1 pseudogene is annotated in these 241 nt (G+C 41.1%); it reads right to left on the bottom strand.

What is annotated here, in order from left to right:
• Nucleotides 1-241, bottom strand: a pseudogene (locus V6256_RS15410) (hypothetical protein); the annotation flags it as partial.

Below are 241 nucleotides of genomic sequence, written 5' to 3'. Positions count from 1 at the left end.
TTCATTTAAGCAGCGCATAAACCAAGAAATATCGACTAGTCGCTCTCGCCATCCACCGATAACCGCTAACGCAGCGTTAGTTTCCGCTACAGAGCTTATTTCTTCACTCAACCACCGCTCAATCAAAACTGGTTTAGAATATAATTGGCACCATCGCTCACACACCTCTTCATTAGTTAGCTGATAATTAAGTTGTTCATCAACATGTAGCACTAAGTGATAGTGATTAGACATGATTGCA

It is taken from the genome of Psychromonas aquatilis (assembly GCF_038155185.1).
GTDB lineage: Bacteria > Pseudomonadota > Gammaproteobacteria > Enterobacterales > Psychromonadaceae > Psychromonas > Psychromonas aquatilis.
The sequence above is the reverse complement of the archived record's forward strand: the minus strand, read 5'-3'. Positions and strand labels throughout refer to the sequence as shown.